General features: G+C 71.2%; 23 protein-coding genes. 17 read left to right on the forward strand and 6 right to left on the reverse strand.

Features of this window, described 5'->3' with window-relative positions; all coding sequences use genetic code 11:
- Position 1 precedes the first annotated feature (1 nt).
- Both ACYQ1L_RS05435 and ACYQ1L_RS05440 read left to right on the forward strand, forming a co-directional pair.
- Positions 2-865 (forward strand): FAD:protein FMN transferase, encoded by an 864-nt coding sequence (locus ACYQ1L_RS05435; RefSeq protein ID WP_460003226.1) that lies wholly within the window; start codon positions 2-4, stop codon positions 863-865.
- On the forward strand, positions 862-2,385 hold the full coding sequence (locus ACYQ1L_RS05440; RefSeq protein WP_460003227.1) for an FAD-dependent oxidoreductase: 1,524 nt from the start codon (positions 862-864) through the stop codon (positions 2,383-2,385). The genes ACYQ1L_RS05435 and ACYQ1L_RS05440 overlap by 4 nt, the downstream gene beginning before the upstream one ends.
- Before the next feature lie 16 nt (positions 2,386-2,401).
- Here the strand turns inward: ACYQ1L_RS05440 and ACYQ1L_RS05445 are convergent, their stop codons facing one another.
- Both ACYQ1L_RS05445 and ACYQ1L_RS05450 read right to left on the reverse strand, forming a co-directional pair.
- Positions 2,402-4,000 carry a sensor histidine kinase gene (locus ACYQ1L_RS05445; protein WP_460003228.1) on the reverse strand — a complete coding sequence of 533 codons (1,599 nt, stop codon included), beginning with the start codon at positions 3,998-4,000 and terminating at the stop codon, positions 2,402-2,404.
- A 28-nt stretch (positions 4,001-4,028) separates the two neighbouring features.
- The gene (locus tag ACYQ1L_RS05450) at positions 4,029-4,763 is read right to left on the reverse strand and encodes a response regulator transcription factor (protein WP_460003229.1); all 735 of its coding nucleotides are present in this window, start codon (positions 4,761-4,763) and stop codon (positions 4,029-4,031) included.
- A gap of 76 nt (positions 4,764-4,839) precedes the next feature.
- On the opposite strand from ACYQ1L_RS05450, the gene ACYQ1L_RS05455 reads away from it, so the two are divergent.
- From ACYQ1L_RS05455 to ACYQ1L_RS05470, 4 genes are all read left to right on the forward strand, one after another.
- On the forward strand, positions 4,840-5,481 hold the full coding sequence (locus ACYQ1L_RS05455; protein ID WP_460003230.1) for an FAD-binding oxidoreductase: 642 nt from the start codon (positions 4,840-4,842) through the stop codon (positions 5,479-5,481).
- Between the two features lie 11 nt (positions 5,482-5,492).
- On the forward strand, positions 5,493-6,116 hold the full coding sequence (locus tag ACYQ1L_RS05460; protein ID WP_460003231.1) for a BBE domain-containing protein: 624 nt from the start codon (positions 5,493-5,495) through the stop codon (positions 6,114-6,116).
- 131 nt (positions 6,117-6,247) lie between these two features.
- Positions 6,248-7,780 carry an ABC transporter permease gene (locus ACYQ1L_RS05465; protein ID WP_460003232.1) on the forward strand — a complete coding sequence of 511 codons (1,533 nt, stop codon included), beginning with the start codon at positions 6,248-6,250 and terminating at the stop codon, positions 7,778-7,780.
- Positions 7,781-7,807: 27 nt separating this feature from the next.
- Positions 7,808-8,503 carry an ABC transporter ATP-binding protein gene (locus ACYQ1L_RS05470; RefSeq protein WP_460003233.1) on the forward strand — a complete coding sequence of 232 codons (696 nt, stop codon included), beginning with the start codon at positions 7,808-7,810 and terminating at the stop codon, positions 8,501-8,503.
- Between the two features lie 57 nt (positions 8,504-8,560).
- Here the strand turns inward: ACYQ1L_RS05470 and gndA are convergent, their stop codons facing one another.
- Together gndA and ACYQ1L_RS05480 are read right to left on the reverse strand one after the other, a co-directional pair.
- Complete coding sequence (gene gndA, locus ACYQ1L_RS05475; RefSeq protein ID WP_460003234.1) at positions 8,561-10,015, reverse strand: NADP-dependent phosphogluconate dehydrogenase; 1,455 nt, start codon at positions 10,013-10,015, stop codon at positions 8,561-8,563.
- A gap of 48 nt (positions 10,016-10,063) precedes the next feature.
- A complete protein-coding gene (locus ACYQ1L_RS05480) occupies positions 10,064-10,969 on the reverse strand; it encodes an NAD(P)-dependent oxidoreductase (RefSeq protein ID WP_460003235.1) in 906 nt (301 codons plus the stop codon).
- Between the two features lie 127 nt (positions 10,970-11,096).
- On the opposite strand from ACYQ1L_RS05480, the gene ACYQ1L_RS05485 reads away from it, so the two are divergent.
- The 11 genes from ACYQ1L_RS05485 (at position 11,097) to ACYQ1L_RS05535 (ending at position 22,689) form a co-directional block, all read left to right on the forward strand.
- On the forward strand, positions 11,097-12,158 hold the full coding sequence (locus tag ACYQ1L_RS05485; protein ID WP_460003236.1) for a D-2-hydroxyacid dehydrogenase: 1,062 nt from the start codon (positions 11,097-11,099) through the stop codon (positions 12,156-12,158).
- A 44-nt stretch (positions 12,159-12,202) separates the two neighbouring features.
- Entirely contained in the window at positions 12,203-12,994 is a 792-nt protein-coding gene (locus tag ACYQ1L_RS05490) for an IclR family transcriptional regulator (RefSeq protein ID WP_460003237.1), read from the forward strand.
- 202 nt (positions 12,995-13,196) lie between these two features.
- Complete coding sequence (locus ACYQ1L_RS05495) at positions 13,197-14,609, forward strand: MFS transporter (RefSeq protein WP_460003238.1); 1,413 nt, start codon at positions 13,197-13,199, stop codon at positions 14,607-14,609.
- The gene (locus ACYQ1L_RS05500) at positions 14,606-15,400 is read left to right on the forward strand and encodes an SDR family oxidoreductase (RefSeq protein ID WP_460003239.1); all 795 of its coding nucleotides are present in this window, start codon (positions 14,606-14,608) and stop codon (positions 15,398-15,400) included. Before ACYQ1L_RS05495 ends, ACYQ1L_RS05500 begins: the two co-directional genes overlap by 4 nt.
- A complete protein-coding gene (locus tag ACYQ1L_RS05505; protein WP_460003240.1) occupies positions 15,400-16,128 on the forward strand; it encodes a fumarylacetoacetate hydrolase family protein in 729 nt (242 codons plus the stop codon). Before ACYQ1L_RS05500 ends, ACYQ1L_RS05505 begins: the two co-directional genes overlap by 1 nt.
- Before the next feature lie 63 nt (positions 16,129-16,191).
- Positions 16,192-17,235: an alcohol dehydrogenase catalytic domain-containing protein gene (locus tag ACYQ1L_RS05510; RefSeq protein ID WP_460003241.1), complete on the forward strand. Its 1,044-nt coding sequence runs from the start codon at positions 16,192-16,194 to the stop codon at positions 17,233-17,235.
- 297 nt (positions 17,236-17,532) lie between these two features.
- The gene (locus ACYQ1L_RS05515) at positions 17,533-18,756 is read left to right on the forward strand and encodes a branched-chain amino acid ABC transporter substrate-binding protein (protein ID WP_460003242.1); all 1,224 of its coding nucleotides are present in this window, start codon (positions 17,533-17,535) and stop codon (positions 18,754-18,756) included.
- Positions 18,757-18,850: 94 nt separating this feature from the next.
- Positions 18,851-19,867: a branched-chain amino acid ABC transporter permease gene (locus ACYQ1L_RS05520; RefSeq protein WP_460003243.1), complete on the forward strand. Its 1,017-nt coding sequence runs from the start codon at positions 18,851-18,853 to the stop codon at positions 19,865-19,867.
- Positions 19,864-21,069 carry a branched-chain amino acid ABC transporter permease gene (locus tag ACYQ1L_RS05525; protein WP_460003244.1) on the forward strand — a complete coding sequence of 402 codons (1,206 nt, stop codon included), beginning with the start codon at positions 19,864-19,866 and terminating at the stop codon, positions 21,067-21,069. Before ACYQ1L_RS05520 ends, ACYQ1L_RS05525 begins: the two co-directional genes overlap by 4 nt.
- Positions 21,066-21,989, forward strand: a complete 924-nt coding sequence (locus ACYQ1L_RS05530; protein WP_460003245.1) for an ABC transporter ATP-binding protein — start codon at positions 21,066-21,068, stop codon at positions 21,987-21,989. The genes ACYQ1L_RS05525 and ACYQ1L_RS05530 overlap by 4 nt, the downstream gene beginning before the upstream one ends.
- Complete coding sequence (locus ACYQ1L_RS05535; RefSeq protein ID WP_159576530.1) at positions 21,976-22,689, forward strand: ABC transporter ATP-binding protein; 714 nt, start codon at positions 21,976-21,978, stop codon at positions 22,687-22,689. The genes ACYQ1L_RS05530 and ACYQ1L_RS05535 overlap by 14 nt, the downstream gene beginning before the upstream one ends.
- Positions 22,690-22,761: 72 nt before the next feature.
- On the opposite strand, the gene ACYQ1L_RS05540 is transcribed toward ACYQ1L_RS05535, so the two are convergent.
- Positions 22,762-22,887, reverse strand: coding sequence for a hypothetical protein (locus ACYQ1L_RS05540; RefSeq protein ID WP_460003246.1), 126 nt, complete (start codon positions 22,885-22,887; stop codon positions 22,762-22,764).
- A gap of 16 nt (positions 22,888-22,903) precedes the next feature.
- Positions 22,904-23,038, reverse strand: a complete 135-nt coding sequence (locus ACYQ1L_RS05545) for a hypothetical protein (protein ID WP_268892371.1) — start codon at positions 23,036-23,038, stop codon at positions 22,904-22,906.
- Between the last annotated feature and the right edge of the window lie 30 nt (positions 23,039-23,068).

A 23,068-nucleotide genomic window follows, 5' to 3' on the forward strand; every position in this document is an offset into this window, starting at 1 on the left:
CGTGCACGCCTGGCGGTTCGAGGCGATCGGCACCGTCTGGGAGATCGAGACGGCGCATCCGCTGACGATGGATGAGCGCGAGGCGGTCGGCGAGGCGATCGACGATTTCGACCAGACCTGGTCGCGCTTCCGCGGAGACTCCCTCGTGACGGCGCTGGCAGAGGCTCCCCAGGAGGTTCCGGCCCCGCCGGACGCCGCGCCGATGCTCGACCTGTACCGGGCGCTCTCGGACGCGACGCACGGCGCCGTGCAGCCCCTCGTCGGCGACAGCCTGGCCGCCCGGGGGTACGACGCCGGGTACACGATGCGCGACCGCGGCGCTCGTCCCGCTCCGCACGACTGGACGGGGCTGCTCGCCTGGGACCACACCGCGCTGGCGCTGCACGCGCCCGCGCTCATCGACGTCGGCGCCGTCGGCAAGGGGCGGCTCGTCGACGTGGTGCACGACCTGCTCGGCTCCCTCGGCCACGCCGAGCGCGTGGTCGATGCGAGCGGCGACCTCCGGCTGAGCGGCGGGCCCATCCGCGTGGGGCTGGAGCATCCGTTCGACGCGACGAGCGCGATCGGGGTCGCCGTCGTCGCGGATGCGGCGCTGTGCGGATCGGCCGTGAACCGGCGCGCGTGGCCGGGGCAGCACGGCGGCCTGCACCACGTGCTGGACGCGCGGACGGGCGAGCCGGTGCGCATGATCGCCGCGGCCTGGGCGATCGCGGATGAGGCGATGCTGGCGGACGCGGCCGCCACGGCCCTGTTCTTCGACGGGGGTCCGGAGTTCGCCGCCCGATTCGGTGTGGAATGGGTGCGGATGACCACCGCCGGCGGCGTGGAGTGGTCTGCAGGGACGCGGATGGAGGTGTTCGCATGATCGCGACGCTGGTGGGGCTTCGCCAGCGGGTGCTCGCGCCGCTGGGCCGGCTGTCGATGTACCGGCTCACGCTCTACGCGCTGTTCGCGCTCGCCGCGGTCGCCGTGGTCGAATCCGCCCTCGGGTGGATCGGCGTCACGCCGCTCGACCTCGTGGCGAGCCTGGCGCTGCTCGTGCTCGCGACCTTCTGCACGGATGCGGTGGCGCAGGCGCTGCTGCGGGTGCCGCGCCGGATCGAGTCATCGCTGATCACCGCGCTCATCCTGCTGTTCGTCGTGCAGCCGGGTGCGAACCCGGATCAGATCGGCGGCATCGCACTCGCCGGCGTTGTGGCGAGCGCGTCGAAGTACCTGCTGGTGTGGCGCGGCCGCCACCTGTACAACCCCGCGGCCGTCGGTGCGACCGTGCTGACCGTGACCGGCCTGGGGTTCTCGGCCTGGTGGGTCGGCACGCCCGCGCTGGCGGTGCCCGTGATCCTGCTCGGACTGCTGGTGCTGTGGCGCACCGAGCGGTCCGGGATGGTGCTGCTGTTCCTCGCCGTGTACGCGGTGGTGTCCTCGGCGCGGCTGTCGGTGCAGTCGGCTGCGGCCGGGCTCGCCGTCGATCCCGCGACGCTGCTTTCGTCGGTGCTGCTGCAGTCGCCGGTGCTCTTCCTCGGCGCGTTCATGCTGACCGAGCCGCTCACGCTGCCGTCGCGGCGCTGGCAGCGGCTGCTCGTCGCCGGCGTCGTGGGGGTGCTCGCCGGATGGCCGCTGAACCTCGGCGTCGTCACGCTCGGCCAGGAGCGCGCGCTGCTGATCGGCAACCTGATCGCGGCGCTGCTGGCGGGCCGTGCGGGGATCCGGCTCCGGCTCGTACGCCGCAGGTCGCTGACACCGACCGTGCACGAGCTCACCTTCCGGGCGCGGCGCGGATTCCGCTTCGCGCCGGGGCAGTACCTCGAACTGCAGGTGCCGCACCGCCGGCCGGACTCCCGGGGCACGCGCCGGGAGTTCAGCATCGCCTCCGCGCCCGCCGAGTTGCCCCTCGTCCGGATCGCGTACCGCGAGACCGGATCCGGATCGACGTACAAGCGTGCGCTCGAGGTCGTCCAGACCGACGACGCGCTCACCGCGACGGGCGTCTGGGGGGATTTCGTGCTCCCCGCGCGGGATGTGCCCGTGCTGCTCGTGGCCGCCGGGATCGGTGTCACGCCGTTCGTGTCGCAGCTGGCCGCGGCCGATCGGTCGGACGCCGTGCTCGTGCTGGTCGCCACGTCCGCCGAGGAGTGCGCGTACCTCGACGAGGTCGCCGCTTCCGGCGCGCGCGTCGTGGTGGTGACCCCGGATCGCCCCGACCTCCCCAGCGGGGCCGTGTGGGCCGGCGGGAGTCGGCTCGACGCCGCGATGCTGCGCGAGCTGGTGCCGGATCTGGATCGGCGCCATGCGTACGTCTCGGGGCCGCCGCGGCTCATCGCCGACCTCGCGCCGGCGCTGCGCGGCGCGCGCCGGCTCACCACGGACGCCTTCGCCGGCTACTGAGCCGGCCGGGCGGCGCTCAGTGCCCGCCGATGATGCGGCCGATCTCGTGGCCGCCCTCGGCGGCGGGATCCTCGCGGGGCGCGGCGGCAGGGGCGGCAGAGCGGGAGCCCGCCGGCGGGTGCGGCATGCGCGGCAGGCGCACGGTGAACACGGTGTCGCCCGGCTCGCTCTGCACCGAGATCGTGCCGCCGTGGCCCTCCACGATCGCCTTCGTGATCGACAAGCCCAGCCCGGATCCGCCGGTGGCGCGGTTGCGCGAGCGGTCGCCACGGGCGAACCGGCTGAACAGCTCGTCTCGCACCTGCGGGTCGATGCCTGGTCCGTCGTCGCGCACCCGGAGCACCGCGTCGTCGCCGTCCACGGCGACCTCGACCGTGACGCGCGTGCCTGCGGGAGTGTGCGTGCGCGCGTTGGCGACGAGGTTGGCGACCACCTGCTGCAGCCGCCCCGTGTCGCCGATGAGCTCCACCGGCTCCTCCGGCACGTCGATCGTCCACACGTGGTCGGGCGCCGTGGGCCGCGCGTCCTCGACGCCCTCGATCGCGAGGCGGGAGAGATCCACGGTCGACAGCGACAGCTCCCTGCCCTCCTCCAGCCGCGCCAGGAGCAGCAGATCCTCGACCAGGCGCGTCATCCGCAGCGACTGGGCCTGGATGCGCTCGAGGGCCGTGTGCGCGGATGCCGTCGCCGGATCCTCCGGGGCGGTGGAGGTCGACAGCGCCCGCAGCGAGAGCTCGGAGTACCCGCGGATCGACGACAGCGGGGTGCGCAGCTCGTGGCTCGCGTCGGCGACGAACTGCCGCATCCGCTCCTCGTTGCGCTGGCGCACGGCGAGCGAAGCGTCGACGTGGTCGAGCAGGGTGTTCAGGGCGGCGCCCACCAGTCCCGTCTCCGTGCGCGGATCCGCCTCCGCCGCCGGCACGCGCTCGGTGATCGACACGTCGCCGCGGTCCAGCGGCTGGTTCGCGACGCGGTTCGCGGTGGCCGCGACCTCGCGCAGCGGGCGCAGGGCGAGCCGGATGGTGATCGCGGTGGAGAGGGCGAGCAGGATCAGGCCGCCGATCGTGGTGAGCGCGATCATCGAGAACAGCGTCGTGATCTGCGCTTCGACCGAGGCGCGGGGGAGGCCCGTGATCACCTCGAACTGCGCATCTCCGGTCGGGGGGACGGGCTGGTGCACGAATTGGTAGTCGCCGAGCCGTGAGATCTCGTCCGAGGAGCGGCCCTGCGACAGCGCGGTCACGACCTGATGGATCTGCAGGGCGTTGAGATCCTGCGCCACGCGATCGGAGGTGACCACGGTCCCGGTCGCGGCGCCGTTCGGCGCGACCACGATCACGAGAGTCCCGTTGGGGACCCCGGTCGGGCCGACGACGAGGTCCGAGGCGTTCGGGACGAAATGTCCGATGACGGCGGCCGGACGGGCGGTGGTGCCCACGCTCTTCGCGATCGTCGCGAGCTCGTCCTGCAGCCGCCCGTTCAGCACGTTCCCGAGCACCACGCTGGTCGCGATGGCGATGACCACGAGGATCAGCGACACGAAGCCGGTGACGGCGGCCATGAGCCGCGCCTGCAGCGACAGGGGGCCGCGCGGGCCATGGCGGAACGGGTTCATCGGCGGGAGGACTCCATCGTGCGCTGACTTACTGCTGGGGAGCCTTGATCATGTAGCCCACACCGCGGACCGTGTGGATCAGCGGCACCTCGCGTCCGGCGTCGAGCTTCTTGCGCAGGTACGAGATGTAGAGCTCGACGACGCTGGAGCGGCCGCCGAAGTCGTAGCTCCACACCCGGTCGAGGATCTGCGCCTTCGACAGCACGCGGCGCTCGTTGCGCATGAGGAAGCGCAGCAGCTCGAACTCCGTCGCGGTGAGCTCGATCTCGTCGCCACCGCGGATTACCTCGTGGCTGTCCTCATTGAGGGTGAGATCGCCGACCTGCAGGATGGAGTCCTTCGCGTCGGTGGTCGCGCCGCCCGAGCGGCGGATGACGGCGCGCAGCCGCGCCACGACCTCCTCGAGGCTGAACGGCTTGGTGACGTAGTCGTCGCCGCCGGCGGTGAGCCCGGCGATGCGGTCGCTCACCGCGTCCTTGGCGGTGAGGAACACGACCGGCACCATGTTGCCCTGCTCGCGCAGGCGCTTGAGGACGCCGAGCCCGTCCAGGTCGGGCATCATGACGTCGAGGACCAGGGCGTCGGGGCCGAAGTCGCGGGCGACCTGCAGCGCTTCCAGTCCCGACCCGGCGGTGCGCACCTCCCAGCCCTCCATGCGCAGGGCCATGGCGAGGAGGTCGGTGAGCATCGGCTCGTCGTCGACCGCGAGGATCCGCAGGGGAGAGCCATCGGGGCGGCGCAGCTCAGTGGCGTGATCGTTCATGCATCCATTCTCCTCAGGTTCCTATGAGCCGCCTATGAGCTTTGAGATGTCTGTGGCCGTGGCTACCGTCGGAAGCATGAGCTCATCCAGCGAATCCGGATCCGCCGCCCCTCAGAACCAGCCCGAGATCGTGCATCCCGCGGATGCCGATGCGGTCGCCGCGGCCGTGCGTCGCGCGGTCGAGGAGGGCAGGCCGGTGATCGTGCGCGGCGGTGGTCACGGCTTCTGGAAGCCCGCGGCGGGCGCACTCACGATCGATGTCCGCGCCCTCGCGTCGATCGAGGTCGGCGACGAGACCGAGCGGGGCCGCCTCGTCCGCGTCGGCGCGGGCGCGCTCTGGGGCGAGGTGGCCGCGGCGCTCGCCCCGCACGGCGTCGCGATCAGCTCCGGCGACACCGCGAGCGTCGGGGTCGGCGGCCTCGCCGTCGGCGGCGGGATCGGCCTGCTCGTGCGCGACCGCGGTCTCGCGATCGACCAGCTCCGCGGCGCGCAGGTGGTGACCGCGGACGCCCGGGTGGTCGAAGCGTCCGCCGCGGAGAACGCCGACCTGTTCTGGGCGATCCGGGGCGGAGGCGGCAACTTCGGCATCGTCACCCGGCTCGACTTCGAGGCGGCGCCGCTCGCGGGCGTCCTGGCCGGCGAGCTGACGGCCGACGGCGACCAGGCCGCGCTGCTCCGCGTCGTGCGGACACCCTGGCGACCGCACCGCGCGAGCTGACCGTCACCTACATGGACGTTCCGGCGATGGATCCCAGCGCTCCGGCCGGCGCCCGCCTCGCTGTCGTCTGGGCGGGCACCGACGCCGCCGCGCTCGAACCCGTGCTGCGGCCGATCACGGCGGTCGAGGGCGTGGACGGTGAGGTGGCGCGCACGGCGTACGCGGACGCGCTGAGCCCGATGCCGCATGACGTGGACGATCCGGTGCCGCCGATGCTGTCGGTCAACGGGCTGTTCGCCGAGCTCGACGACGCGCTGATCGACCGCCTGGTCGCGTTCCGCCGCGCGCACGCCGGCTCGGTCGTGTTCCTGCGCTCGCTCGGCGGAGCCTACGGCGACCTCGCGGACGATGCGACCGCGTTCCCGGCGCGTGCGGCGACCTGGTTCGTGATGGCTGTCGCCTTCGACTTCCCCGGCATGCTCGATGAGAGGGAGCGCGGGACCGTGCGGACGGAGCTCGAGGCGATCGCGCAGGGCCGGCTCGCCGCGTACGCGAACTTCGCCGATCCCGCCTCGAATCCGGACCCCGCCGTGTTCTACGCGCCGGAGGCGTGGTCCCGCCTGCGCGCGCTGAAGGCGCAATGGGATCCGCGGAACCTGTTCTCCGGAAACCACAACATCCCGCCCGCGGGCTGATCGCGTCCTCGCGACGCCGACGCCGGCCCGAGGTCGGCGCGGGTGCTTAGCGTGCGCATAGCAACGCCATCACCTCGGCCCAGAACGCGCTCCTAGCGTCACCAGCACAAGCGTGACCGAAGAGGAGAAGCATGTACGGGACGTATCTGCGCCGCGAGCTGGCCGGGCGGAAGAAGCAGACGGTGATCGTCGCAGTGGGATTGGCGATCGCGATCGCCCTCGTCATCGTCGTCAACGCCCTGTCCGCGGGGGTCCGGGATGCGCAGGCCGAGGCCCTCGCCCGGGTCTACGGTGTCGGCACCGATCTCACGGTGACCGGCGCACCCGCGCAGCGGGGCAGCGACACCGGCCAGCGCTTCGACTTCGGCGCGGGCGGTGGCGCGACGGGCAGCGACGGCAGCACCTCGCTGAAGACGTCGGTGCTGCGCGCCTCGCCCGCCCGCGGCACGCTCGCCGCGTCCGAGGTGAAGACCGCGGCCTCCGCCGACGGGGTCGCCGCGGCGACGGGCGCTCTGAGCCTGACGAACCTGACCTTCGACGGCCAGATCGCCCAGCAGGGCGCGCAGACCGGCGCGGGCCGGCCCGACGGGCAGACCGGGGCAGGCGAGGGCCAGACCGGCGGCCAGGGCGAGGGGGAGCGGCCGCGCTTCGGCGGCGGCCGGTTCGGACTCGATTCGTTCACGGTGCTCGGCGTCGACCCCGCCGCGGACACGAGTGTGGGGCCGATGTCTTCGGTGAAGGTCTCCTCGGGCCGCGCGCTGAGCGCGGGCGACGCCGGCGGGATGGTGGCGCTCGCGGACAGCACGTACGCCACGTCCAAGAGCCTCAACGTCGGCGACACGGTCGACGTCGGCGGATCCACGGTGAAGATCGTCGGGATCGTGACCTCGTCCTCCGCCTCGGCGGACACCGCGGCGAACGTCTACCTGCCGCTGGACACGGCGCAGAAGATCGCCGGCACGGGCGATGTCGTCTCCGCGATCTACGTCAAGGCGTCGACTGCGGCGGGCATCCCCGCGGTGCAGAGCGCGCTCGCGAAGGCGCTGCCCGACGCGACCGTGAACTCGCAGGCCGACCTGGCCTCCACGGTCTCCGGATCCCTCTCCAGCGCCGCCGCCATGATCGAAGGCCTCGGCACCTGGCTGTCGATCATCGTGCTCGCCGTGGCCGTGCTCCTCGCCGTCCTGTTCACGCTCTCCGGTGTCGCACGGCGCACGCGGGAGTTCGGCACCCTCAAGGCGATCGGCTGGTCCAACGGCCGCATCGTGCGCCAGGTCGCGGGGGAGTCGCTCGTCCAGGGGCTCCTCGGCGGCGCGGCCGGGCTCGCGCTCGGCCTGGTCGGGATCCTCGTCGTCAACCTCGTGCACCCGACGATCTCCGGAGCGTCCGGCATTGCGCGCCGCACGGCCGGCGGCGCGGAGGCGGCCGGGCCCGGCGGTGGTGCGGCCGGGGGCTTCGGCGGCGGGGGCTTCGGTGGTGGCGGCGGCGCATTCCGGGGCATCGGCGGCGCCGCGCAGGACGTCGTGCTGCACGCACCGCTCAGTGTCGGGATCCTCGTCGCCGCCGTCGGCCTCGCGATCCTCGGAGGTCTGATCGCGGGCGCCATCGGCGGATGGCGTGCCGCGCGCCTGAGCCCCGCTGAAGCACTGCGGTCCGCCGCCTGAGACGCATCCGGAACAGGAGAGAACACCATGAGCACCATCGAGACCGCACCCCAGCCGCTCTACGTCCTGAACGACGTCACCCGCACCTACACCGCGAAGGGCCGCACAGTGACGCCCTTGACCGGTGTCACTGCGGAGATCGGCGCCGGCGAGTTCGTCACCATCCAGGGCCCGACCGGCGGTGGCAAGTCGACCCTGCTGCAGCTCCTCGGCGCGCTCGACCGGCCGACCGCGGGATCCCTCGTGCTCGCCGGCACCGAGCTGTCGTCCGCGTCGAACAAGGAGCTCGGTCGGATCCGGGCGGAGGATGTCGGCTTCGTCTTCCAGGGGTTCAACCTGATCCCCACCCTCACCGCCAGGGAGAACGTGGCGATGGCGCTGGTTCCCGGCAGGACGGCGCCGGCCGAGCGGGCCGCCCGCGTGGAGGAGGCGCTCGCGCACGTCGGGCTGGCCGATCGCGGAGATCACCTCCCCGGCGAGCTGTCGGGCGGTCAGCAGCAGCGAGTGGCGATCGCCCGCGCCATCGTGAAGCGACCGCGGGTCCTGCTCGCCGACGAGCCGACGGGAAACCTCGACGAGGAGATGCGCGATGAGATCCTGACGCTGCTGGAATCGCTGTGCGCCGAGGGACTGACCCTCGTCGTCGTCACGCACGACTCCGCGGTCGCCAAGCGCGCGCACCGCCGGCTGCGGCTGAAGAACGGTCGTCTGAGCGCCGTCTGAGGCGCGGAACGGCGAAGCGCCGCCCCCGGCGATCGGGGACGGCGCTTCACCGTGCGGTCAGTGGGTGTCGACGGCCGCGATCTCGGTGCGGTCGCCGGACCACTGGGTGTGGAAGGTGCCGTCCTTGTCGATGCGCTTGTAGGTGTGGGCGCCGAAGAAGTCGCGCTGGCCCTGCACGAGCGCTGCGGGCAGCCGGTCGGCGCGGATGCCGTCGTAGTACGACAGCGACGACGAGAACGCGGGTGCGGGGATCCCGGCCTGCGCGGCGGCGACCACGACGCGGCGCCAGGAGGCCTGGGCGCGGCCGATGGCCTCGGCGAAGTACGGCGCGGTCATGAGCACGGGGAGATCCGGCGTCTGCGCGTACGCGTCGGCGATGCGGTTCAGGAACTGGGCGCGGATGATGCAGCCGCCGCGCCAGATCTTGCTGATCGCGCCGAGGTCGATGTTCCAGCCGTACTCGGCGGCGCCGGCGCGGATCTCGTCGAAGCCCTGCGAGTAGGCGACGATCTTCGACGCGTACAGCGCCAGGCGCACGTCCTCGATGAACGCCTCGGCCTGGTCGGCGGGGACCGTGAACTCGTCGGCCGGGCCGGGCAGGGCCGCCGCGACCGCGCGCTGCTCGGGGTGCGAGCTCAGCGAGCGGGCGAAGGTCGCCTCGGCGATGCCGGAGACGGGGACGCCGAGCGACAGCGCGGTCTGCACGGTCCACGCGCCGGTGCCCTTGGCGCCGGCCTGGTCGAGGATGACGTCCACGAGCGGCTTGCCGGTGGACGCGTCGACCTGGCGCAGCACCTCGGCGGTGATCTCGATGAGGTACGACTCCAGCTCGCCCTTGTTCCACTCGGCGAAGATCTCGGCGATCTCGGCCGGGGTCTTGCCGGTGCCGCGGCGGATGAGGTCGTAGGCCTCCGCGATGAGCTGCATGTCGGCGTACTCGATGCCGTTGTGCACCATCTTCACGAAGTGGCCCGCGCCGTCGTGGCCGACGTGCGTGACGCACGGCTCGCCCTCCGCGATGGCAGCGATGGACTTGAGGATCGGGCCGAGCGTGACCCAGGACTCGTCGGATCCGCCGGGCATGATCGAGGGGCCGGTGAGCGCGCCCTCCTCGCCGCCCGAGATGCCGGCGCCGACGAAATTGATGCCGGTCTCGCGCACGGCCTTCTCGCGGCGGATCGTGTCGGGGAAGTACGCGTTGCCGCCGTCGACGATGATGTCGCCCGGCTCGAAGACCTTGACGAGCTCGTCGATCACGGCGTCGGTGCCCGCACCGGCCTTGACCATGATGATCGCCGTGCGCGGCTTCTGCAGGCTGTCGGCGAACTCCTGGTAGGTGGAGGCGGGGATGAAGCCGGCCTCGGGATGCGCGTCCAGCACCGACTGCGTCTTCTCGTAGCTGCGGTTGAAGATCGCCACGGTGTTGCCCTCACGGCTGGCGAGGTTGCGGGCGAGGTTCGAGCCCATGACGGCGAGTCCGACGACTCCGATGTTGGCAGCGGCTGTGGGCACGGTGATCTCCTCGTGTCTCCGATGGGGGATGGGTTCAGCGTATCGCTGTTACTGCGGCGCTCCGGGCTGTGAGTCACGCCCCGAGACATACCGCCGGGTGACCGAGATGTCGCGCTCGCCGAGTCCCGCCGACACGATCCCGTCGAAGGCGGTGCGCAGGGCGGGGAGAAGGGCAGGATCCGTCTGCGTCGCCTGCGCGATGTCCGCCGCGAACCCGAGGTCCTTCACCATGTAGCGGGCGATCCCGCTGGGCTCGTCGGTGCCGGCCACGAGCTGCTGGCGCCGGCTGTCCAGCAGTCGGGATCCGGCGTAACCGCGGGACAGCAGCGTCCACAGGGCGTCGAGGTCGAGTCCGGACCGCTCCGCGAGCACCGTGGCCTCCCCGAGCGCCAGGATCGTCGCAGCGACGACGAGCTGATTGCACGCCTTGGCGACCTCGCCGGCGCCCAGCGGGCCGAGATGGACCGGGGTGCCGCACGGAGCCAGCACACGGGCCGCGAGCTCCGCATCGGCCGGGTCGCCGCCGAGCATGATCGACAGCGTCCCGGCGGACGCGCCGTCGACACCGCCGGAGACGGGGCAGTCGACAATGCGCACACGTCCTCCGGTCTGGGTCGTGATGCGCGCTGCCAGGGCGCGCACGCCGGGCGCCGATGAGGTGGAGCCGATCAGGAGGAGCAGATCGCCCGCATCCGCGAGCAGGCCGTCCGGCCCGGAGAGCGCCTCTTCGAGTTCCGGGAGATCGGGCAGCACGGTCAGGACGACATCGGCGCGGGCGCCCAGTTCGCGGGGCGTGGCCAGCGCCGTGGCGCCGGCGGCGGCGAGCTCCGGCTGCGGCCGCCGCGAGGCGGTGAGAAGGCGACCGTGCCCCTCCAGCAGCCGCTGCGCCATCGGCAGGCCGATGGCGCCCAGGCCCAGCATCCCGACCGTGACATCATCGTGCGTGTCGTCCATGCGGCCATCGTAGCGCGTATTCAACATATGGAACAGTATCCAATTGGTTGGATTTGCGATATCCTGAATGGAAGGACCGTCGACTGCGCCTCCAGAGCAGACGACGGAACGACGACGAGGAGGCGACATGGTCGAGGCGACAGAACCGAGGCTGCGCGCGGTCGCGGCGGTGCCGCTGGCGGAGCCGCTGTGCCGGCTCATCGAGGAGCTCGAGCCGCGCGTGCAGGTGGTGCGCGACCACACGCTCACGCACCCCATGCGCGGACCCGCCGACTGGTCAGGGGATCCGGACCACGTGCGCACGCCGGAGCAGCAGCGCGCGTTCGAGGCGATGGTCGACTCGGCCGACGCGCTCTTCGGCATCCCCGACGTGGATCCGCAGGCACTCGCCCGCACGGTGCGCGCCAATCCCCGCCTGCGCTGGGTGATGACGACCGCCGCCGGTGGCGGGGCGCAGATCAAGGCCGCCGGCCTGGACCGCGCGGAGCTCGATCGCATCGTCTTCACGACGAGCGCCGGGGTGCACGGCGCCCCGCTCGCGGAGTTCGCGGTGTTCGGCGTGCTCGCCGGCGCCAAGGACCTGCCCCGGCTGCAGGCGGATCAGCGCGAGCAGCGCTGGTCCGAGCGCTTCACCATGCGCCAGGTCGACGAGATGACCGTGCTCGTGGTGGGCCTGGGAGGGATCGGCGCGGAGTGCGCGGGAAAGTTCCACGCGCTGGGCGCCCGGGTCTGGGGGACCAGCCGCACGGGCACGCCCGTCCCGGGCGTCGACCGCCTGATCCCGCTGGACGAGCTCGCCGAGGCCGTCGCGCACGTCGATGCGATCGTGGTCACTCTCCCCGGTACCGAGCAGACGCGTCACCTCATCGGAGCGGATGTGCTGGCGGCCGTGCGGCCGGGGGCGATCCTCGCGAGCGTCGGGCGCGGCACCGTGATCGACGAGTCCGCGTTGCTTCAGGCCCTGGAGGACGGGCGGATCTCGTTCGCCGCGATGGACGTGTTCGAGGTCGAGCCGCTGCCGGCGTCCTCGGCCCTGTGGAGCCACCCCCGCGTGCTGGTCAGCCCTCATACGGCCGCGCTCAGCACCAAGGAGGAGGAGCGGATCGCGCGGCGGTTCGCGGCGGACGCGACGCGCCTGCTGGATGGCTCGCCGTTGCATGCCGTGGTCGATACGGTCGAGTTCTACTGACCCGCGGCAGTCGCGTCGCGGGTCCGCACGACGAAGGGTTCGGCATGTCAGACGATGACGCCCGCGAGGGACGCGACCCCGCACCCGCGGTGACGCGCAGCATCCGCCTGCTGGGCCTGCTCGCCGAGGCCGGAGGTCCGCGGACGCTCACCGAGCTCGCGACTGGCCTCGGGCTGGCCAAGTCGTCGACGGCGAACCTGTGCCTGGCGCTCGAGGCCGGCGGCATGATCGAGCGCGTCGCCCAGGGGTACCGCCTGGGGCTGCGCACGGCGGAGCTGGGCGGCGCCTTCGCCGCGCAGTTCAACCAGATCCGCGAGTTCTACGCCGTGTGCGAGGCGTCGCCCGTGCTCTCCTCGGAACTCGTCCAGGTGGCGATGCTGGACGGTGCGGATGCGCTGTACCTCGCCCGGCACGAAGGCTCGCGCACCATGCGGATCGGCACCCCGCTCGGTTCCCGCCTTCCCGCCGCACTGTCCGCGACCGGGCGTGCTCTGCTGATGACCAGGACCGACGCCGAGGTCGAGGCGCTGCTCGGGGCCGACGTCGCCTTCCCCGCGCTCACCGAGCGCAGCGCGCGGGGCCTTCCCGCGCTGCTCGAGGCGCTGCGGGCCGGACGCGAGCGGGGCTGGGCGATCGACGGCGAGGAGTCCTTCCGGGGCATCATCGGCGTCGCCGTCCCTCTGGACGGCTGGTCGCCGGCCGACCCCCAGCTCGCGCTGGGCGTCGCGATCCCCGCGGCCGACGCGGGGTACGAGCGCATCGAACGGGTCGGGCGCGCTCTGCAGGACGCCGCGCGCCAGCTGACCAACCCCTTCAGCGCGGCCGCCCGCGCCTGACGCGCGGGAGCGGATTCCCCCCGGTCGGGGGTGCTCGGTGTGCCCGCTTCCGGGCGTCCGTGTGCAGGGAGGTCCCCGTGCGCGGCGTCGGCGCGCACAGTGGGCGGTCCCATTGGAACTGGGCGTACAAGGAGTTGAACAATGGCCAACAGGTTGGTGCTGTCGTCCCTGACGCCGATGCGAGCCGATCGAAGGAGATGGCATGACCACCACGCACCCCGCCGTGCAGACCCCGTCGGATGATCCGGAGTACGCGGCCAATCTGCGCCGGGCGACGCTCGCATCGAGCATCGGCAGCGCGCTGGAGTACTTCGACTTCGCGCTGTACGGGCTGTCCACCGCACTGATCTTCAACGTGCTGTTCTTCCCGCAGGGCAACCCGGGCATGGCCACGGTCGCGGCGTTCGCGACCTTCGGCGTGGGGTTCCTGGCGCGCCCCTACGGCGGTCTCTTCTTCGGGATCCTCGGAGACAAGCTCGGCCGCAAGTGGGTGCTCGTCGCCACCATCGTGCTGATGGGCGGCGCATCGACGGCGATCGGCCTGCTGCCGACCTATGCGGCCGTGGGGATCTGGGCGCCGATCCTGCTCGTGCTGATGCGCCTGCTGCAGGGATTCGGGGCCGGTGCGGAGCAGGCCGGCGCGACCGTGCTCATGGCGGAGTACGCGCCGGTGCGTCGTCGCGGCTACTTCTCGGCGCTGCCGTTCATCGGCATCCAGGCCGGCACCGTGCTGGCCGCGCTCGTCTTCGCCGCGATCTCGGCGCTGCCGAAGGAACAGCTGATGAGCTGGGGGTGGCGGGTGCCGTTCCTGTGCTCGTTCGTGCTGATCCTGCTCGCCCTGTTCATCCGGATGCGGCTGCGCGAGACGCCGACCTTCGTCGAGCTCGAGAAGCACGAGCAGGTCTCCGAGCACCCGTTCCGGGAGATCTTCGGTCACGGCCTGCCGGGCGTCATCGTCGGCATCGGCCTGCGGATGGCGGAGAACGGCGGCTCCTACATGTTCCAGACCCTGGGGCTTGCGTTCTTCGTGGCGGTGGTCGGCCCCGACGCCGACAAGAGCCTGCTCACCTGGGGCGTGTCGCTCGGCTCGCTGATCGGCGTGTTCTCGGTGCCGTTCACCGGGCACCTCTCCGACCGCTTCGGACGCCGCACGGTCTACCGCTTCGGCGCCGTGTTCATGCTCGCCTACGCCTTCCCGGCCTGGTGGCTGCTGTCGCTGGGGAACCCGTTCCTCGCGATCGCGGTGATCGCGGTGGGCATCGGGGTGGCGGTGAACTCGATGCTCGGCCCGCAGTGCGCCATGCTGCCGGAGCTGTTCGGCAACCGGCACCGCTATCTGGGCGTGGCGATGGCGCGCGAGATCTCCGCGGTGCTCGCGGGCGGGCTCGCCGGTGTCCTCGGCGCGTATCTTCTCGCCGTGAGCGGGAACAACTGGATCCTGCTCGCGACCTACATGGCGGTCCTGGCACTGATCACCACGGCCTCCACGTTCCTCGCGCCGGAGACGCTGCGTCGCGACCTCACGCGCGTGGACGACGCCGTGAAGGTGTCGCGGGAGGAGAGCGGGGACGGCGTGGACGCCACCACGGTGTCCATCCTCGCGGTGCGCCCGTGAGCACAGGGGCGCACCTGCCGGCGGGTCTCGCGGCGTTCGACCTCACCGGTCGCACAGCCCTCGTCACCGGATCCACGCGCGGCCTCGGCCGCACGATCGCCGAGGGACTGGCTGCGGCGGGCGCGACCGTGGTCGTGCACGGACGCAGCGCGCAGGAGGCCGACATCGTGGCGGCCGAGATCGCCGACGCCACGGGTTCGACGATCTATTCCGCCGCCTTCGACGTCGCGGACGCCGGCGAGGTCGACGCCGGGGTCGACCGCATCGAGCGCGAGCTCGGCGGGATCGACGTCCTGGTGAACAACGCCGGGATCCAGCGCCGCGCCCGCATCGACGAGTTCCGCGACGAGGACTGGGACGCGCTCGTGCAGATCAATCTCGGCGCCGTGTTCGCGCTGAGTCGCCGGGTCTCGCGGGGCATGATCGCCCGGGGATCGGGCAAGATCATCCAGATCGGATCCGTGCAGTCGCAGCTCGCGCGGCCGTCGATCGCGGCCTACGCGGCGACCAAGGGCGCGATCGTGATGCTCACCCGCGGACTGTGCGCCGACCTCGGCCCGCACGGCGTGCAGGCGAACGTGATCGCCCCGGGCTACTTCGAGACCGCGCTGACCCGCGCGCTCGTCGACGACGAGGCGTTCTCGGCCTGGGTGCGCGGACGGACGCCGGCCGGGCGCTGGGGCGACCCGCGGGACCTGGTCGGCGCCGCCGTGTTCCTCGCCAGCGCCGCGAGCGACTTCGTCAACGGTCAGACGCTGTACGTCGACGGCGGAATGACCGCGGTGGTCTGATGCTGCTGGGACGGATCCTCACCGCGGACGGCGTCGTGCCCGCCCGGCGCGAGGGCGACGGCTGGGTGCGGATCGAGGATCCGTACGCCGCGTTCGCCGAGGGCCGGGTCCCGGCCGACTTCGGTCCGGTCCACGGCGCGGTGCAGGCGCCGGCCGCGCCCACGGTCGTCGTCGGGATCGCGCAGAACGGACCCGGGCATGCCTCGCCTGTGCAGGCGTGGCTGAAGAGTCCGCGCTCCGTGGTCGGATCCGGGGTTCCGGTGCGCCTGCGCCGGGACGCCGGCACGGCGGTCGCGGAAGGGGAAATCGCCGTGATCATCGGGCGGCGCACGGACGGGCTGACCGCCGCGAACGCGCACGCCTACGTGCTCGGCATCACGGCGGTGAACGATCTGTCCAGCCCCGAGCGCGCGGCGCTGGATCCGCGCAACTTCGAGTCGAAGTCGGGCGACGGATACAACCCGCTCGGGCCGTGGATCGACACGAGGCTCGGTCTGGACGACGTCGCGCTCGCCGTCGAGGTCGACGGCGAGACGGTCGCGACGACCGGCGCGAGCGCGCTGCCGATCCCGATCCGGGAATGCCTGGCATACATCGCGGCGTGGTCCACGCTCGGACCGGGGGACGTGGTGATGACGGGGGCGCCGCATTCCCAGGCGCCGGTGCGTCCGGGGCAGACCGTGGCGGTCCTCGTGGGCGGCATGCGGCTGGAGACGCCGCTGCGCTGAGGACCGGGGAGCATCCCCGTGCCGTGCGGGTCGCGGCGGAGAAGAGAGAGAGGACACCGACGCATGGGCAACACGGCCGTCGTCGCGCACGCCGCACAGGACCTGCGCGTGGAGGACATCCCGGAGCCGGTCCCGCAGCACGACGAGGCGATCGTCCAGATCGCCTATGGCGGCATCTGCGGCTCCGATCTGCACTACTGGCAGCACGGCGCTGCGGGAGCCTCCGTGCTGCGCGAGCCCATGGTGCTGGGCCACGAGGTGTGCGGCACGGTGCTCGTCGCCGCCGCCGATGGGTCAGGGCCCGCCGCCGGCGTCGACGTCGCGGTCCACCCGCTCACTCCGCAGGGTGACGGGGTCACGCCGTGGCCGCAGGACCGGCCGAACCTGGCGCCCGCGTCGACGTACCTCGGCTCGGCGCTGCACCTGCCGCACACGCAGGGCGCGTTCGCACGCCGCGTCAGCCTGCCGGCACGGATGCTCCGTGCGCTTCCGGCGGGGCTCGACCTGCGCACCGCCGCGCTCGCCGAGCCGGCCGCCGTCGCCTGGCACGGGCTGGCTCAGGCCGGTGACGTGCGCGGTGCGTCGGTCGCGGTGATCGGGGGAGGGCCGATCGGGCAGCTCGTCGCCGCGGTGGCGCAGCACCACGGCGCGCGCTCGGTCGTTCTCACCGATCTCCAGCAGCTCCCGCTCGCGATCGCCGCGCGTCGCGGGGTGCGCGCGGTCGAGGCCGGCGACGCGTCGAGCATCGCCGCGCTGCATGCGGACGTCGTGGTCGAGTCGAGCGGCACGGTGCCCGGCCTGACCGCCGCGGTCTCCGCCGCCGCCCGAGGGGGCACCGTGGTGATGCTGGGCCTGCAGCGCGCGGGGGAGGTTCCCGCGCCCCTGGCGACGGCGATCACGCGCGAACTGCGCCTGGTGGGCTCGTTCCGCTTCGGCGACGAGCTCGACGAGGTGATCGCCGCGCTCGCGGCCGGATCCCTCGACGTCACGGGGATCGTCACCCACGCCTTCCGCGTCGAAGACGCCCGCGAGGCCTTCCGGGTCGCGGCGGACCCGGGCGCTTCGTCCAAGGTGCTGCTGGATTTCACGGCACGGCCTGCGGGCTGAGCGGCCCGGGGCGGCATCCCGCGGACACGGCGACGGGGCACGTCGCGCGGCGCGCCGGCCGGACGGCCCGTCATCGGCGATGCGCGCGTCGGGCGCGCCGCGCATCCAATATGTCGTGCCCGAGAACAACGTGTAACGATCCGAATACCCGTTCGGCCTCAGGGAGCGAAAAACTGGACGCCGTCGGACTAGTGTGGTTCGCGGAGCGCGTGCAAAGAGGTACGCTCACCACACCCTTGATGACATCGACGTTCGCAAGGAGCGGTCGATGACCCGAATCGGAAGGCAATCACAAAAATGATGCGAAAGAAGGCCCTCACAGCGGGCGTCGCGGCGGCAGCGGCACTGCTTCTGCTCGCAGGTTGCGCCAACAAGGCCGGCAGCCCGAGCAGCACGAGCGGCGGCGGCGGGATCGACGTTCCGGCGGTCACCTCGGTCGACACCCCGAAGGACGCGGTCCTCCCGGCGGGCGACGGCAAGGGCAAGTGCGCGCCGACCACCACGATCGCCTACATCGGGGCGGAGACCGGCGCGAATGCCCAGCTCGGCATCAACATCTACAACGGTGTGCAGCTCGCGATCGACCAGCACAACAAGGCCAACCCCGACTGCCAGGTGCAGTTCAAGAAGTTCGACACCGAGGGAACGCCGGACAAGGCGACCGGCCCGGTGACCCAGGCCGTCGGCGAGGCCGACATCGTGGGCGTCATCGGCCTTCCGTTCTCCGGCGAGTCGAAGGCCACCGGCAACATCTTCGAGCAGCAGGGCCTCGTGCACCTGACGCCGTCGGCGACCAACCCCGGCCTGACCAAGAACGGCTGGACGACGTTCTTCCGCGCCCTGGGCAACGACTCGCAGCAGGGCCCCGCGGCGGCGAAGTTCGTCACCGACACCCTGAAGGCCAAGAAGGTCTACCTGGTCCAGGACGACTCCGACTACGGCATCGGCCTCGGCACGGCGACCAGCGACGCGCTCGGCAAGGCGCTCGTCGGCACCGACAAGGTCACCACCGGCCAGAAGGACTTCTCGGCCACGATCTCCAAGATCCTCAACGCCAAGCCCGACGCCGTCTACTACGCCGGCTACTACGCGGAGGGCGCGCCGTTCGACCAGCAGCTCGTCGCCAAGGGCTACAAGGGCGCCTTCGTGGGCCCCGACGGCGTGAAGGACGACCAGTTCATCAAGCTCGCCGGTGACGCGTCCAAGAACGCGTACTTCACCTGCCCCTGCATCCCGGGCGAGCTGCTGACCGACTTCGCGAAGCAGTACCAGGCGGCGTCCAACGCGGCTCCCGGCACCTACTCCATCGAGGGCTACGACGCGACCACCGTGCTGCTGGCCGGCATCGATGCGGGCAAGCAGACCCGCGCCGACCTCAAGGACTGGGTGAAGAACTACGACAAGGACGGCCTGAGCAAGCACTACAAGTGGGACGCCACGGGTGAGCTGCAGGCCCCCGCGGTGTACGGCTACAAGGTCGACAACGGCAAGATCGTCTACGTCGGACCGATCGGTAAGTGATCCATAGGCCCCGCGACGCGCAATCGCGTCGCGGGGCCTTCTTCCCCCTGCTCTTTCCCGGCGCCACGAGCGCCCCCTGTGGAAGCGAACCCGAATGCTGGATCTCCTCGCCCTCTCCGTCGTGCACGCGGACAACTCCTGGATCAACTTCGACGTCAACGCGCTCTTCCAGAACTTCTGGAGTGCGACGTTCGACGGCCTCACCTTCGGGGCCGTGTACGGCCTCATCGCGGTCGGCTACACGCTCGTCTACGGCGTGCTCAGCCTGATCAACTTCGCGCACTCCGAAGTCTTCATCGTGGGTGCGTACGGCGTGGTCGTCACGCTCACCACCCTCGGCTTCGGTCCCAGTGCCCCGACCATCGGGCCGGCCGAGATCATCATGGATCTGCTGCTGGCGCTCATCGTCGGCATGCTCGCCTCCGCCGTCACCGCGTTCCTCGTGGAACGCGTCGCCTATAGACCGCTGCGCAAACGCAACGCGCCGCGACTGGCGTTCCTGATCACGGCGATCGGCGTGTCGTTCGCGATCCAGTACATCATCTTCCTGCCGTTCGTCGGCGGCGCGAACGCGCAGCCCGCCGTGACGATGTTCATCCCGGATCCGGTCTTCGACGTCTTCGGCACGATCATCACGAACCAGCAGATCATCATCGTGGTCGCCGCGATCCTGCTCATGGTCGGAACGGACCTCTTCATCCGGCGCAGCCGCACCGGACGCGGGATCCGCGCCGTCGCGCAGGACCCGGACACCGCCACGCTGATGGGTGTCTCGAAGGAGCGCACCATCGTGATCACGTTCATCATCGGCGGTCTGCTCGCCGGTGCGGCCGCTCTGTTCTACGTGATGCTGGTGCCGTCCGGCGTCATCTACAACGGCGGATTCATCCTCGGCGTCAAGGCCTTCGCCGCGGCGGTCCTCGGCGGCATCGGCAATGTCCGCGGGGCGCTGCTCGGCGGCATCCTGCTGGGCATCGTCGGCAACTACGGGCAGATCCTCCTCGGTGACGCGCAGTGGGCCGACGTCGTGGCCTTCGTCATCCTCGTCCTCGTGCTGCTGGTCCGCCCGACCGGCATCCTGGGCACCACCCTCGGAAGGAGCAAGGCATGAGCACCTCCGCTGACGGGCCGCGCCCGCTGCCCACGGCCGAGTCGGCCCGCGAGGCGATCGAGACCGAGTCGATCGCGGCGGTCCGCCGCGGTCCGTTCCGCGGACTCCGCGAACGCTGGAACGAGCTGTCGCGGCCCATGCAGTGGGCATGGATGCTGCCCGTCGTCGCGATCGCATATGCGATGCCGTACCTGGACTTCTTCCCGATCAGCACCTCGCCGGGCACCAACTGGTCCATCGCGCTGTTCTCGATGGCGGTCTACGCCCTGGTGGCGGTCGGCCTGAACGTCGTCGTCGGCTACGCCGGCCTCCTCGACCTCGGCTATGTGGCCTTCTTCGCGGTGGGGCAGTACACCGCGGCGATGTTCACCAGCCCCGACTCGCCCTACCTGAAGATCCCGTATCTGTGGACGCTGCCGGCGGCCATGATCGTCGCGATGGTCTTCGGCGTCGTGCTGGGTGTTCCCACCCTGCGGCTGCGCGGCGATTACCTCGCGATCGTCACGCTCGGTTTCGGTGAGATCGTGCGCATCCTCGCCACGATCATCCCGGCGATGAAGGGGCAGGTCGGCTTCCAGAACATCGGCCGTCCTCCGGGGCAGACCGCGTCGGGCGTGCCGATCTTCGCGAACTCCAACGGCGTGCCGTGGTACTGGCTGACCATCACGATCCTGATCATCGTGCTGCTGCTGGTGGGCAACCTCGAGCGCTCGCGGGTCGGCCGCGCGTTCATCGCCATCCGCGAGGATGAGGACGCTGCCGAGACGATGGGCGTGCCCACCTTCAAGTACAAGGTGTGGGCGTTCGCGATCGGCGCGAGCGTCGGCGGCCTCTCGGGCGCGCTGATGGCCGGGCAGATCGGCTTCGTGAACAACCAGAAGTTCGACGTGCAGACCTCGATCCTGTTCCTCGCCGCCGTGGTCCTGGGCGGCACCGGCAACAAGGTCGGTGCGCTCCTCGGCGGAGCGATCGTCGCCTACATCCCGCTGCGGTTCACGGCGATCGCCGAGTACAAGTACCTGATCTTCGGCGTCGCCCTGGTGATCCTGATGATCTACCGCGCACAGGGCCTGGTCCCCGCGAAGATGCGTCTCATGGCGTACTCGCGGAAGGCTCTGGAGTGGGTGGCACCTCCGAAGCAGCCTCGCGGTGCTGAACCGCCCCGAACCACGACGCCGAGCACCGAGGGAGGTGCGTCATGACCGATGCGAACGAGAACCGGACCCCGGACGACGTGGCGCCGGAGGAGCCCACGGCCGCGGGCGCCGAGCCGGACATCGTGCCCGGGCAGGACCCGCCGCTCGTCGAGGGTGCGGAGTCCGAGCGCGAGATCGACGTCGCGGTCGGCGAGAAGCTCGTCGAGGTGAAGAACCTGACGATCCGCTTCGGCGGCCTCACGGCCCTCGACGACGTCTCGTTCGACATCAAGCGCGGCGAGATCCTCGGCCTCATCGGCCCGAACGGCGCCGGCAAGACGACGTGCTTCAACGCGATGACGGGTGTGTACAAGCCGACCAGCGGCGACGTGCTGCTGGAGGGCCAGTCGGTGAAGGGGCGCAAGCAGCACCAGATCACCAGGCTCGGGCTCGCGCGCACGTTCCAGAACATCCGCCTCTTCGGCGAGATGAGCGCTCTGGAGAACGTCGTCGTGGGCCTGGACGCGCGGCACCGCACCTCGGTCCCCGGCGCCCTGCTCCGGCTGCCCCGGCACGTGCGCGAGGAGAGGAGCTCGGTGGACCGGGCGATGGCGCTCCTGGACTTCGTCGGCATCGCGCAGCACTCGCAGAAGCGGTCGCGCGATCTGTCCTACGGGTCGCAGCGCCGCCTCGAGATCGCCCGCGCCCTCGCGACGGATCCGAAGCTGCTGTGCCTGGACGAGCCGGCCGCCGGGTTCAACCCCGCAGAGAAGGAGGACCTGATGGCGCTCATCCGGTCCATCCGCGACGAGGGGTACACCGTCCTGCTCATCGAGCACGACATGAAGCTCGTGATGGGCGTCACCGACCGCATCGTGGTGCTCGAGTTCGGCAAGAAGATCGCCGACGACGTGCCCGCGGTCATCCGTGACGACCCGCGCGTGATCGCCGCCTACCTGGGAGTGCCTGAAGATGACGTTGCTTGAACTGAAGGACGTCTCCGTCCACTACGGGCGGATCAAGGCGATCCACGACATCTCCTTCTCCGTGGAGGAGGGCGAGATCGTCTCGCTGATCGGCGCGAACGGCGCGGGCAAGACGACCACCATGCGCACGATCTCCGGGCTCCTGCAGCCGTCCAGCGGATCGATCCTGTTCGACGGCCAGGACATCACCAAGATGAAGGCGCACCTGCGGGTCGTCAAGGGGATCTCGCAGTCGCCCGAGGGGCGGGGGATCTTCCCCGGCATGACGGTGCTGGAGAACCTCGACATGGGCACGTTCGGCTTGAAGAACAAGTCCGGCGTCGCCGAGTCGTACGAGCGCGTGTTCTCGCTGTTCCCGCGGCTGGACGAACGTAAGAAGCAGCTCGGCGGGACGATGTCCGGAGGCGAGCAGCAGATGCTCGCCATCGGTCGCGCGCTGATGTCGCAGCCCCGCGTGCTGCTGCTGGACGAGCCCTCGATGGGACTCGCGCCCCAGTTCATCCGGCAGATCTTCAAGATCATCACGGAGATCAACGCGCAGGGCACGACCGTGCTGCTCGTCGAGCAGAACGCGAACCAGGCCCTGGCAAGGGCGCACCGTGCGTTCGTGTTGGAGACCGGGGCGATCACCCGCACCGGCACCGGCAAGGAGCTGCTCGCGGACCCGGCCGTCAAGGAGGCGTACCTCGGCGTGGGATGAACCCGCGCGGATCCGCGTACACGAGAAGAACCGCGTCGTCCGAGAGGGCGGCGCGGTTCTTCGTGGAGGCGGTCAGTCCTTGCGGTAGCCGGAGCGGCCCATGGAGAACAGCGCGCCGAAGGTGAGCACGGTCGCGGCGACCGCCATGAGGCCGATCAGCCAGGCGATCCCCTCGGAGATGAATGCGGCATCGAACATGGTCCACAGCCTATCGTCAGAAGGCCGCGCCGAACTCGGGTAGCATGGTGTGGTCCTCGGCGAGGGATGGCGCCTGCGTGCGCGCATCCGTGATCGACGCGGTGAGCTCTGGCTCTCCTTCCGTCGTGTCGAGACGACGAACCCAGACCACCGCACGGCACCTGAGCCGCGTGTGAACGAG

The sequence above is a fragment of the Microbacterium xylanilyticum genome (assembly GCF_054654695.1).

What these genes read in the sequence shown, in the direction of transcription:
- ACYQ1L_RS05455 (WP_460003230.1), top strand. Translation starts at nt 4,840, where the DNA reads ATGAGCTCATCCAGCGAATCCGGATCCGCCGCCCCTCAGAACCAGCCC.
- ACYQ1L_RS05505 (WP_460003240.1), top strand. Translation starts at nt 15,400, where the DNA reads ATGCTGCTGGGACGGATCCTCACCGCGGACGGCGTCGTGCCCGCCCGG.
- ACYQ1L_RS05485 (WP_460003236.1), top strand. Translation starts at nt 11,097, where the DNA reads ATGGTCGAGGCGACAGAACCGAGGCTGCGCGCGGTCGCGGCGGTGCCG.
- ACYQ1L_RS05465 (WP_460003232.1), top strand. Translation starts at nt 6,248, where the DNA reads ATGTACGGGACGTATCTGCGCCGCGAGCTGGCCGGGCGGAAGAAGCAG.
- ACYQ1L_RS05525 (WP_460003244.1), top strand. Translation starts at nt 19,864, where the DNA reads ATGAGCACCTCCGCTGACGGGCCGCGCCCGCTGCCCACGGCCGAGTCG.
- ACYQ1L_RS05540 (WP_460003246.1), bottom strand. Translation starts at nt 22,887, where the DNA reads ATGTTCGATGCCGCATTCATCTCCGAGGGGATCGCCTGGCTGATCGGC.
- ACYQ1L_RS05450 (WP_460003229.1), bottom strand. Translation starts at nt 4,763, where the DNA reads ATGAACGATCACGCCACTGAGCTGCGCCGCCCCGATGGCTCTCCCCTG.
- ACYQ1L_RS05530 (WP_460003245.1), top strand. Translation starts at nt 21,066, where the DNA reads ATGACCGATGCGAACGAGAACCGGACCCCGGACGACGTGGCGCCGGAG.
- ACYQ1L_RS05520 (WP_460003243.1), top strand. Translation starts at nt 18,851, where the DNA reads ATGCTGGATCTCCTCGCCCTCTCCGTCGTGCACGCGGACAACTCCTGG.
- ACYQ1L_RS05490 (WP_460003237.1), top strand. Translation starts at nt 12,203, where the DNA reads ATGTCAGACGATGACGCCCGCGAGGGACGCGACCCCGCACCCGCGGTG.
- ACYQ1L_RS05515 (WP_460003242.1), top strand. Translation starts at nt 17,533, where the DNA reads ATGATGCGAAAGAAGGCCCTCACAGCGGGCGTCGCGGCGGCAGCGGCA.
- ACYQ1L_RS05440 (WP_460003227.1), top strand. Translation starts at nt 862, where the DNA reads ATGATCGCGACGCTGGTGGGGCTTCGCCAGCGGGTGCTCGCGCCGCTG.
- ACYQ1L_RS05480 (WP_460003235.1), bottom strand. Translation starts at nt 10,969, where the DNA reads ATGGACGACACGCACGATGATGTCACGGTCGGGATGCTGGGCCTGGGC.
- ACYQ1L_RS05460 (WP_460003231.1), top strand. Translation starts at nt 5,493, where the DNA reads ATGGACGTTCCGGCGATGGATCCCAGCGCTCCGGCCGGCGCCCGCCTC.
- ACYQ1L_RS05510 (WP_460003241.1), top strand. Translation starts at nt 16,192, where the DNA reads ATGGGCAACACGGCCGTCGTCGCGCACGCCGCACAGGACCTGCGCGTG.
- ACYQ1L_RS05445 (WP_460003228.1), bottom strand. Translation starts at nt 4,000, where the DNA reads ATGAACCCGTTCCGCCATGGCCCGCGCGGCCCCCTGTCGCTGCAGGCG.
- ACYQ1L_RS05535 (WP_159576530.1), top strand. Translation starts at nt 21,976, where the DNA reads ATGACGTTGCTTGAACTGAAGGACGTCTCCGTCCACTACGGGCGGATC.
- ACYQ1L_RS05470 (WP_460003233.1), top strand. Translation starts at nt 7,808, where the DNA reads ATGAGCACCATCGAGACCGCACCCCAGCCGCTCTACGTCCTGAACGAC.
- ACYQ1L_RS05495 (WP_460003238.1), top strand. Translation starts at nt 13,197, where the DNA reads ATGACCACCACGCACCCCGCCGTGCAGACCCCGTCGGATGATCCGGAG.